Genomic DNA, 9,460 nt, shown 5'->3' with positions numbered 1-9,460 from the left:
AGCCCCTACAAGACGGTGGAGCTGGGCGGCGTTCCCATGACACCGGCCCAGGCCTACGCGGCGGCACGCACCAAGCCCGACTCCGACGACTGATCCACTGATCCACGGTCAGGGGCTGGCGACGTCGAAGCCGTACCGCAGCGGCTCGTCGTTCACGGCGTAGTCCCGGCGGTAGAGGTACACCGCTTCGGCGTGCACACCGGGCGGCGATGCATCGATCCGGCAGGGGTACGTCACCTGGATCACGCGCGGCCGGTCGGAGACCTTCATCCGCACTCCGTCCGCGGGCCCGCCCTCGAGCACCGCGGTCTCCCAGCCCGTCACGTCGGTCATCTCCACGAAGAACATTTTAGGCCTTGCGCAAGTAACTCTCGGGGTGCAATGGGTCTCGGACCTCCTGCCTGAGGCGCTGCTACATTCGGCTCCGTGCCAGAGACCGCGCCGGCCCGGCGAATGTGGCCGCTGTACGCGGCCGGGTTCACCACCGCCTTCGGCGCACACGGCATCGCCGCCAGCCTCGGCGGCGCATCCAAGGAGGCGGTCACCTCCCTGCTGGTGCTGGGCGGGCTGCTCGCCCTCTACGACGGCGCCGAGGTGCTCCTCAAGCCGGTCTTCGGCACCCTCGCCGACCGCGTCGGCGCCCGCCCCGTGCTGCTCGGCGGACTCGTCGGCTTCGCCGTCGCGTCCGCGCTGTACGTCGTCGCGGACAGCCCCGGCTGGCTGTGGGCGGCCCGGTTCGGGCAGGGGGCCGCGGCCTCCGCCTTCTCGCCGTCCGCCTCCGCCCTGGTCGCCCGCCTCAACCCGGCCGCGGGGCACGGCCGCGCGTTCGGCAGTTACGGCTTCTACAAGTCCATCGGCTACACGCTCGGTCCGCTGCTCGGCGGTGTCCTGGTGTGGGCCGGGGGCCTGCGGCTGCTGTTCGCGGTCCTGGCGGTGCTCGGGGCGGCGGTCGCCGTCTGGGCCGCGCTCGCCGTGCCCGTCGTACCGCCGCTGCCCAAGGCCCGGCAGACGGTGCTGGACCTGGCCCGGCGGCTCGCCGACCCGGCGTTCCTCGCCCCGACCGGCGCGCTCGCCGCGGCGACCGCCGCCCTCTCGGTCGGTGTGGGCTTCCTGCCCGTCTCCGGCCGCGCCGCCGGACTGGGCACGGTGGCCACCGGGGCCGCGGTGTCGCTGCTCGCCGCCTGCGCCGCCGTGGTGCAGCCGCGCGCCGGGCGGGTCCTGGACGAAGGGCGCCTCACGACCCGGTCCGGTCTCGGCGTGGGACTCGCGGTCACCGCGGCCGGCCTGGTCTGCGCGATGCTGCCGGGACTGACCGGCATCCTCGTGGGCGCCACCCTGATCGGCCTCGGCACGGGCCTGATCACCCCGCTGGGCTTCGCCGCGCTGGCCTCCTCGACACCTCAGGAGCGGCTGGGCCAGACCATGGGCGCGGCGGAACTGGGCCGCGAACTCGGCGACGCGGGTGGGCCGTTGCTGGTGGCCGCGGTGGCCACCGGTGCCTCGCTGCCCTACGGCTTCGGCGCGCTGGGGATTGTCGTGGGGGCTGGGGCGGCGCTGGCGTTCGTCCGCCGGGGCTGAGGACGGCGCCCCGAAAGGGCGCTTCAGCAAGGCAGGTCGAGCGTCACTGTTGCCCCGTCCCCCGAGTTCTCCGCGCGCGCCGTGCCCCCGTGCGCCGCGGCCACCGCCTGCACGAAGGCGAGCCCCAGGCCGGATCCTCGCCTTCACCCTGCGCGACGTCGCCTACACCTTCGTCAGCCTGGTCATAGCCCTGTGCACCGGACTGCCGGAGCGCGCCACCTGGCTGGTCATCGCGGTGGACGTGGTGGTGCTGGTGGCGGTGCTGCTGGTGGACGATCCCCGCGCCTACCAGCCGCCGACCCGCACGGTGAAGCTGACCCTGGACCGCGTCTACGACGACCCCTCCGTGATCGCCGCCGACGTCGCGTTCCGCTTCGGCCAGGCACCGCTGTCGGTGGTCGTCGACGAGGTGGACTACGTCCGCGAGACCACCCGGGTCTCCGCCCGCTACCCCGCCGTACCGGGCGAGTCCACCACTGCCGAGGACGCCGGGCCGCGCGAGCAGGTGACCGTCTCATGACCCCGGCCTCGCCTCTCGCCGCCGGCCTGGGCCTGTCCGCACTGCGCGGCGCCACGCTCGCCGAGGTCGACGCGGCGGCCGCGCTCCAGCACCGCACCGACCGCAAGTACCTGATCCCGCTCGACCGCGCACGCCTCCTCGTCGACGGGCTGGCCGACAGCCACCACGTCCTCGACCTGGCCGGCCGCCGTACGACGAGCTACCTCAGCACCTACTTCGACACCGAGCGGCTCGGCGCCTGGCGGGCCCATGTGCAGCGGCGCCGCCGGCGCTGGAAGGTCCGCACCCGCCTGTACGCGGAGGACGGGCTGTGCCGGGTGGAGGTGAAGACGAAGGACGGGCGCGGCGCCACGGTCAAACACGCCCTCAAGGCCCCCACCCACGCCTACGGCCGGCTGGACGACTCCGCGGCCGAGTTCATCGACGACGTACTGCGCCGGGCGGCCGTCCCCGTCACCACTGCGGCACTGTCCCCCGCCGTGGAGATCCGCTACGTCCGCGCGGCCCTCGCCGACCTGGACCACGGAACGCGCGTCACCCTCGACGGCGCCCTCACCTGCCACCACGGGGACCGCACCGCAGGCCTCGACCCCGGTCACGTCCTCGTCGAGACCAAGGGCGGCACCCGCCCCGCCCCCGCCGACCGCCTCCTGCTGCGCCTGGGCGCCCGGCCCGTCTCTCTGAGCAAGTACATCGTCGGCCAGTCGCTGCTCACGCCGGGCCTGCCCGACAACGACGTACGCCGTCTCGCCCGCGCGCACTTCACCGCCGAGGCCCCTCCCGCACCGCTCCTCGAAAGGACCCCCGCCGCATGAAGGCCCTGCGCATCAAATGGCAGTACGCGGTCATTGCGCTGCTCGCCGTGTCCGCCGCCGCTTTCGGCCTGCTGCGACCGCAGCTGCTGCCCACGGTCTCCTCGACGAAGCAGACGAAGCAGAAGCTCTCGGCGACCGACCGCATCAGGCAGAACCCGCCGCCGGTCCTCTTCACGGACGCCGAGATCACCCCGATCGGCAAGCAGGCCGACGCCCAGCGCAAGAAGGCCGACGCCCTCTTCGCCCAGTGGAAGAAGGCGCACGGCACCACCCGCGACGACAAGGCGTTCGCCGCCTGGGCCGCCCGGCAGGTCCCCGCACCGCCCGCGGCGAAGGACCGCACCGCCGAACTCCACCAGGTCCAGGCCCTCGCCAAGACCCGTACGGCCGCCGGGAAGAAGGCGGCCACCTGGCTGGAGCTGAACGGCAAGAAGGACGTCTGGAAGCGCTACCTGCACGACCAGCGCGAACTCATCCCGGCCGCGCAGGGCACGGCGGAGAAGGCCGAACTCAAGGCGGCCCTCAAGCTGGCCAAGACCGTCAGCGACCAGCTCGCCGCCCTCGACAAGCAGCAGGCCCCGTTCGTCCTGGACCCGACCCTCCGCCCGGAGAAGCACATCAAGCCCGGAGCCAAGGGCCCGTACTCCTACCCCTCCCGGCACGCCGCCCGCGCCGCCGCGGCCGTCACCTTCCTCAGCGCGCTCTCGCCCCACCGGGCCGAGGACTACCGGTGGATGCAGGACGAGGTCCTCTACTCCCGCCTCTACATGGCCGGCCACGTCGCCGGCGACCTCACCGCCGGAACCCTCCTCGGCGACCTGATCGGCGACTACACACTCATGGTCAGCGGCCACTGACCGACGCCCACCGCCTCGCCGCGCTCACTGGGGCTTCGGCCTGTGGGCGGCGAGGCGTTCGCGTGCCTCGGTATAGGTGGCCGCGTCTATCTCACCGGAGGCGAAGCGCCGGTCGAGGATCTCCTCGGGCGTCTCCCGCGGCGGCCACCCCGGAGCCGGAGCCTGCCCGCCGTCCCGCCCCGTCGAGTGCTGCGTGAGCCGGACCACCGCCCACACGACGAGACCGAGCAGCACGATCCACACGATGGGCATGAAGGCCATCCAGGCCCAGCCACCGTCATGCCAGTACCACACTGTGCCCACCTCCCGGTGAGGCTCTCTCCTCCCACTGTCCCTCGCCCCGCTGCTCCCCGCAGCGGGTCACATGCCTCCCAGCAGTGCCAGGATTTCGCGCAGGGTCTGCTCGAACACCGGCCCGGGGACGGTCAGCGCGAAGGCCAGGTGCCCGAACGCCTCCATCGACACCATGCCGTACAGGCGGGGCCAGGCGAGGACGAAGACGTACAGCGCCTCCAGGGGCGGCTCCGAGCCGACGTGCTCGCGGACCTCCTCCAGCTGCGCGAGCCACTGCGGGTCGAGGGTGCCGGGCTGCGGCGGGGCGCAGGAGCCGGTTGAGGGCCACGGCACCCGACAGCTCGTACCCCGGGGCACTGGACCAGATCATCGACAACCTGGTCGCCAACGCCCTGCGCGTCTCCCCGCCCGGCACCACCATCACCCTCCACCGCGCGCCCGGCGCCGAACTCCACGTCATCGACCAGGGCCCCGGCATGACCGAGGCCGAGCGCGCCCGCGCCTTCGACCGCTTCTGGGCGCCTCCGACTCCCGCAACGACGGCACCGGCTCGGCCTGCCCATCGTCTGCCACCTCGTCCACGCCTCCGGCGGAGACATCAGCCTGCACCCGGCCCCGGGCACCGGCCTGGACGCCGCCGTACGACTGCGCCAGGCGGCCGCAGGCCGATCACGCGAAGGAAGCGCCTGTCCGCGATCGACACCGGCCACGGCGACAGCGGGCCCGGGGCTTCACTGGGGTCGGTAGGAGAGCACCGGGTCAGCCCATCCACCACGCCGACGGGAGAGCCCGAAGCGCTGAGGCCACCAGCGCCGCCCGGAGATGAACTGCAGGACGGGCATGTGGGAACGCCTGTTGGACGTGTAGGCGATGGCCAAGGAGCCCATGGACACCAGCACTGCCAGGACCGAGATCAAAATGGTCAGCATCGCGCCTCCGCCGCACGACGAACGCGCGTCGTCCATACCCGCCACTTCGCGTCGTTACGCCCGCGGTCCGAGGTCAAGGGGAGTTGACACTCAAGGGAGTTGACAGTGCCCGGGCGTGACGCCAGAGTCCCGACTGATGGACATGAACGATCTTGAGCCTGCCGAACTGCGGGTCTGGCGCGCCTTTTCCAGGGGCACGGCGGTGGACTTCCGCACGGCGGAGGACGAGGACCCGACCCAAGGGGAGGGCTGGGGCCCTGAACGGACTGTCCGCGCAGCAGTGTTGCGCGCCCTTCTCCTGGACGGGCCGCAGCATGACGGGGAGATAGCCGCCCTCAGACTGGACGGCGCGCGCATCACCGGCGTACTCGACCTGCAGTACGGCACGGTCGACCATCCGGTGCAACTGCGCCACTGCTTCTTCGAGGACGTGCCCCAGTTGTACGCCTCCCGGCTCCGCGAGCTGGACCTCACCGGCTCCGTACTGCCCGGCCTGGCCGCCGCCACCATGCGGGTGGAGGGCATCCTGCACCTGACGCGCTGCCGGTTCCGCGGACCGGTGCGGCTCGGCGGGACGGAGATCGGCGGGCCGCTCTTCCTGAGCGGGGCAGAGATCATCCCGCCGGACACCGCGCGGCCCGCGCTCCGGCTCGGTCACGCGACCATCGGCGACGACCTCTGGGCTCCCGGGCTGCGAACGCACGGGGAGGTGACGCTCAACAGCACCTCGATCGCCGGCTCGGCCAGCCTCGACGACGCACGGCTCAGCCATCCGGACAACGTCGCCCTCGACGCACAGACACTGCTCGTGGAAGGCGACTTCCACATGCGGCACGTCCGCACGGAGGGCTGGATCGGCCTGCGCGGCGCCCGCATCACCGGGCGGCTCGACCTGTCGTACGCGTCCCTGTCCAATCCCGGCGACGCGGCGCTGCGCGCGAGCAGCTGCACCGTCGGCGAACTCTGGCTGCGCAAGAGCCCGCCCATGGAAGGCGCACTCAATCTGCGCCGGGCCCAGATCGAGGTGCTGGTCCTGGACCCGGAGACGGTGCCGGCCGATGTGTTTCTCAGCGGCCTCGTCTACACCACCCTCACCCCGCACGAGCCCGCCGAACGCCGCCTGCCCATGCTGGAGCGCGACGGCGAAGGCTACGTCCCCGACGCCTACGAACAGCTGACCGCTGCCTACCGCCGCGCCGGCGACGACCACGCCGCCCGCCTCGTCCAACTCGCCAAGCAGCGCCGCCTGCGCTCCACCCGGGCCTGGTACGGACGCCTGTGGGGCTACGTCCAGGACGCCACCGTCGGCTACGGCTTCCGTCCGCTGCGAGCCTGCGCCTGGCTCCTGTCCCTGCTGGCCGTCGGCTCGGTCGCGTACGCCCTGCACCACCCCCGCCCCCTCAAGGCGTCGGAGGCCCCGCACTTCAACCCGGTCTTCTACACTCTCGACCTGCTGCTACCCGTGATCTCCTTCGGCCAGGAGGACGCCTTCGCACCGGACGGCTGGTACCAGGCGCTGTCCTACGCCCTCATCATCACCGGCTGGATCCTCGCCACGACGGTCGTCACCGGCGTGACCAGGAACGTCAGCCGCCAGTGACGGCAGCGACGGAGGTCCCTTTAGGGTGAGCGGCATGCGTGAGATCGCAGGCGTCAGAGCCACGCCCGGGGGACGGGTACGTGTCCAATTCCACGACCACGGTTTCGTCGTCAGACGCGACCGGCTCGCCGGCCATGTCGCTGAAGCGTTGCTCGGCGACACGGCCGGATGTGTCACGGTCTTGGTACTGCTCGCTTCGGTGGGCCTCTACAGCCTGCTGAACAAGGCTGGTGCGCCGCACGTCGTCACCGTGGGTTGCCTCTGGGTGTTCCTCGTCTCGGCCTGCTACGCGGCTCTCCTCGCGCTGCTGCGCTGGGCGGCCGGGGTGGTGGGGAGCATCGTGTTCTTCCTCCTCGTCGTGGTGACGCTCCCGGGTCTGCTGATCCCGGGTTATCGGCGGAAGGTACTGCGCCTATGGCGCGAGGGCGGCCCGGAGTCCGAGCCGGGGTGGGTGCCTGCCACTGCCCTCGGCGGAGTGTGGCTGGGCCAGGGGGAGCCGAGCACCGGCGCCGTGGTGACGCTCCAGCGCGTCGACGGATCCGTCGTCGCCTACACCGCACGGCCCGACAAGTCCCGGGAACTGCGGGACGGGTTCGAGGCACTGCTGCGCACCCACCGCCCGGTCCCCAGGGCGATGCCGCATCCGCAATCTGCGCCAGGAGCCGCGCCGTACCGGTCCTGGCATCCGGGACCACCCCGCAGCTGACGACGGCCGGTGTCGCCTCGCGTGCCCGTCCCGTCCCCTACTCCCCGTCTCCGGAGCCGATCCAACCATGTCCTTCTTCAGCCGGCGCCGTACCATCCAGCTCACCCAGCACCGTACGGCCGACAGCCCGTTCGGGCCGATACGGATCAGCTACAACCGCGGGCCCGCCGTCATCGCGCTCGTGCAGGGGTCCGGCATGCCGCCCGTCACAGTCGTGCCCGACCGTGACCACGGCCAGATCAAGGTGAACGGACAGGTTGTCCCCACGCGCCGGGGGAACGGCAACCGCTGGGCCCTGCACCGGAGATCGCGCACCCGCACGGCCGTGGTGGGCGAGCGCACCTACGAGCTGCGGCCCACCAGCCTGCGCCGGGCCCGGCTCCTGCGCAACGGCACGCCCATCGCCGAAGCGCGTGGCACCCTGCGCTCGTACGCCTCCCTCCGTGACATCCCCGGCATCGACGCCAGGCTGACCTGGTCCCACGGCCTCGACCCCACCGACGTGGCGATCGGCGCTGCCCGCACACGCCCGCCCCCGCGACGCGGAACTCGTACTCACCAGCAGTTCGGAACCCGGCACGGTCCGTGGCGTCCTGGACGGCATCGGAGCCGTCGCCCCCATCGCCGAGGTGGAACTGGTCGGACTGAACGTCCAGGGACTCGAACAGATCTCGGTCGTCGAAACCCTCCTCGCCCTCGGCATGATCATGGGGCTGCTCATCGGTGTCGCCGCCTTCCTGGTCTCCGTGACCGACCGCGCGGTCGAGCGCCGGGCGCAGGTCACCGCCGTCACATTGATCGGGGCGCGGGCACGGACGATGCGGACCGTGCAGTGCCTCCAGGTCGTGCTGCCACTCGGACTCGGACTCGGCCTGGCAGTCGTCACCGGGAAGCTCGCCGAGTCCAGTTATCTGATCACCGGCGGCGGCAGCATCCGCTGGGATGTCGCCGGCATCCCCCTGCTGCTCCTGGCAGCGGCAGGAGCGGTGGGGGCAGCGGCAGCGGGCTCACTGCCGCTGGTCGGCCGCCGAATCGATCCGGAACTGATCCGCCGGGACTGACGGGCGAGCGGGCAGCCTGCGGGACCGTTGCCGGCTGTCGGCGCAGGCGCGTGACGGGCCCGACCGGGAGAACCGGTCGGGCCCGTCGTGCATCGCGCAGCCGGAGGCGTCAGCGGCGTGCTCGGCTGCGGCCTTTCGCCGGGATCGGCGTCGCGGTGCGAGTGATGCCGAGGGCGCTGCGAGGACCGGAAGGGCGCCCTGGCCGGCCGAACAAGGCGCTGAACCTGGAGCAGGCGAAGTCCGCGCTCGCCGCCGCACGCGGATCGAGGCTGTACGCCTACCTGGTGCTGTCGCTCCTGAGCGGTGTCCCCACGGAAGAGACACGTCCGCTCACCTGGGATCACGTCTTCCTGGAGACGAGAAACGGCATCCCGCCGCACGTCGCGGTCTGACGCTCGGTGTGCAAGCACGGGGAGACGAAGACCAGCTTCGGCACAGCTTCGTGTCCCTGCTCTCCGACCACGGCATCCCGCTGGAGACGATCGCCCTGCTGGTCGGTCACAGCAGGCAGGTGACGACCGAGGCGGTCTACCGCAAGCAACTCCGGCCCGTGATCACGAAGGGGCGCCGAAGCCATGGACGACATCTTCAGCGGTGACCGGGAAGGGGAGGAGGCGGAGGACCAGGAAGAGGGCGACGCGGTGGCCTGATCAACTTCGTTTGGCCCCCTATTTGGCCCCCGGGCACGACAAAGGCCAGGGAGTAAATTTACTCCCTGGCCTCTGACCAGCGTCGGGGTGGCGGGATTTGAACCCACGGCCCCTTCGTCCCGAATTAGGCCCTGGAAGATCACCGAGCTGCGGCTCGTGGCAAATGCGCAGGTCAGGGTGTTGGGGTGCGTCGGCCTACGTTGGTGCTTCGGGCCCCCGATCTCAAGATCATCTCCAGGATTTCTCCATGGACGTTGAGCAGGGCTGCCTCATCGACCGCGGATCTACAGACCGCGTGGGACATCCGCTCCGAGCTGGGCTTGTCCACGACCCGAAGCTGCTGGCCCCACACCCACCCCACGTTGCCTTCGAGAACAAATCGCAGCGCTAGACAGTCGGCCTCTCGCCGCTTCGGCGCTCGGAGAGCACACGCCTGAGCTGAACGACACC

At 71.6% G+C, this 9,460-nt stretch carries 14 protein-coding genes and 1 pseudogene; 10 read left to right on the top strand and 5 right to left on the bottom strand.

Going from position 1 to position 9,460, the window contains the following annotated elements:
* Positions 1-108: 108 nt before the first annotated feature.
* The gene (locus tag ACFYZZ_RS45285) at positions 109-348 is read right to left on the bottom strand and encodes a hypothetical protein (protein WP_389189937.1); all 240 of its coding nucleotides are present in this window, start codon (positions 346-348) and stop codon (positions 109-111) included.
* 105 nt (positions 349-453) lie between these two features.
* Here ACFYZZ_RS45285 and ACFYZZ_RS45280 point away from each other — a divergent pair, with 105 nt between their 5' ends.
* Positions 454-1,578, top strand: coding sequence for an MFS transporter (locus tag ACFYZZ_RS45280; RefSeq protein ID WP_389189945.1), 1,125 nt, complete (start codon positions 454-456; stop codon positions 1,576-1,578).
* Positions 1,579-1,601: 23 nt separating this feature from the next.
* Here ACFYZZ_RS45280 and ACFYZZ_RS45275 read toward each other — a convergent pair whose 3' ends face one another.
* Complete coding sequence (locus ACFYZZ_RS45275) at positions 1,602-1,682, bottom strand: hypothetical protein (protein ID WP_389189943.1); 81 nt, start codon at positions 1,680-1,682, stop codon at positions 1,602-1,604.
* Positions 1,683-1,711: 29 nt separating this feature from the next.
* Here ACFYZZ_RS45275 and ACFYZZ_RS45270 point away from each other — a divergent pair, with 29 nt between their 5' ends.
* From ACFYZZ_RS45270 to ACFYZZ_RS45260, 3 genes are read left to right on the top strand one after another with little or no spacing between them, the layout of a single operon-like run.
* Positions 1,712-2,098, top strand: coding sequence for a DUF4956 domain-containing protein (locus tag ACFYZZ_RS45270; protein ID WP_389189941.1), 387 nt, complete (start codon positions 1,712-1,714; stop codon positions 2,096-2,098).
* Positions 2,095-2,913 (top strand): polyphosphate polymerase domain-containing protein, encoded by an 819-nt coding sequence (locus ACFYZZ_RS45265; protein ID WP_389189935.1) that lies wholly within the window; start codon positions 2,095-2,097, stop codon positions 2,911-2,913. The genes ACFYZZ_RS45270 and ACFYZZ_RS45265 overlap by 4 nt, the downstream gene beginning before the upstream one ends.
* Entirely contained in the window at positions 2,910-3,770 is an 861-nt protein-coding gene (locus ACFYZZ_RS45260; protein WP_389189933.1) for a phosphatase PAP2 family protein, read from the top strand. The genes ACFYZZ_RS45265 and ACFYZZ_RS45260 overlap by 4 nt, the downstream gene beginning before the upstream one ends.
* A gap of 24 nt (positions 3,771-3,794) precedes the next feature.
* Here the strand turns inward: ACFYZZ_RS45260 and ACFYZZ_RS45255 are convergent, their stop codons facing one another.
* Positions 3,795-4,022 carry an SHOCT domain-containing protein gene (locus ACFYZZ_RS45255; RefSeq protein WP_389189931.1) on the bottom strand — a complete coding sequence of 76 codons (228 nt, stop codon included), beginning with the start codon at positions 4,020-4,022 and terminating at the stop codon, positions 3,795-3,797.
* 108 nt (positions 4,023-4,130) lie between these two features.
* Positions 4,131-4,397, bottom strand: coding sequence for a TetR-like C-terminal domain-containing protein (locus ACFYZZ_RS45250; protein ID WP_389189929.1), 267 nt, complete (start codon positions 4,395-4,397; stop codon positions 4,131-4,133).
* Here ACFYZZ_RS45250 and ACFYZZ_RS45245 point away from each other — a divergent pair.
* Positions 4,382-4,525: pseudogene (locus ACFYZZ_RS45245) on the top strand (hypothetical protein); the annotation flags it as partial. The gene ACFYZZ_RS45250 and the pseudogene ACFYZZ_RS45245 overlap by 16 nt on opposite strands.
* A 270-nt stretch (positions 4,526-4,795) precedes the next feature.
* Here ACFYZZ_RS45245 and ACFYZZ_RS45240 read toward each other — a convergent pair.
* Positions 4,796-4,993, bottom strand: coding sequence for a hypothetical protein (locus ACFYZZ_RS45240; protein ID WP_389189947.1), 198 nt, complete (start codon positions 4,991-4,993; stop codon positions 4,796-4,798).
* Positions 4,994-5,129: 136 nt separating this feature from the next.
* Here ACFYZZ_RS45240 and ACFYZZ_RS45235 point away from each other — a divergent pair, with 136 nt between their 5' ends.
* From ACFYZZ_RS45235 to ACFYZZ_RS45215, 5 genes are all read left to right on the top strand, one after another.
* Entirely contained in the window at positions 5,130-6,593 is a 1,464-nt protein-coding gene (locus ACFYZZ_RS45235) for a membrane-associated oxidoreductase (RefSeq protein WP_389189939.1), read from the top strand.
* 34 nt (positions 6,594-6,627) lie between these two features.
* Positions 6,628-7,299, top strand: coding sequence for a hypothetical protein (locus tag ACFYZZ_RS45230; RefSeq protein WP_389189927.1), 672 nt, complete (start codon positions 6,628-6,630; stop codon positions 7,297-7,299).
* A gap of 629 nt (positions 7,300-7,928) precedes the next feature.
* On the top strand, positions 7,929-8,360 hold the full coding sequence (locus ACFYZZ_RS45225; RefSeq protein ID WP_389189925.1) for a hypothetical protein: 432 nt from the start codon (positions 7,929-7,931) through the stop codon (positions 8,358-8,360).
* Between the two features lie 164 nt (positions 8,361-8,524).
* Positions 8,525-8,752: a hypothetical protein gene (locus tag ACFYZZ_RS45220; protein WP_389189923.1), complete on the top strand. Its 228-nt coding sequence runs from the start codon at positions 8,525-8,527 to the stop codon at positions 8,750-8,752.
* Between the two features lie 50 nt (positions 8,753-8,802).
* Positions 8,803-8,958, top strand: a complete 156-nt coding sequence (locus ACFYZZ_RS45215; protein WP_389189921.1) for a hypothetical protein — start codon at positions 8,803-8,805, stop codon at positions 8,956-8,958.
* Positions 8,959-9,460: the final 502 nt, after the last annotated feature.

The organism is Streptomyces sp. NPDC001816 (assembly GCF_042892235.1).
In the GTDB taxonomy this organism is placed as follows: domain Bacteria; phylum Actinomycetota; class Actinomycetes; order Streptomycetales; family Streptomycetaceae; genus Streptomyces.
The sequence above is the reverse complement of the archived record's forward strand: the minus strand, read 5'-3'. Positions and strand labels throughout refer to the sequence as shown.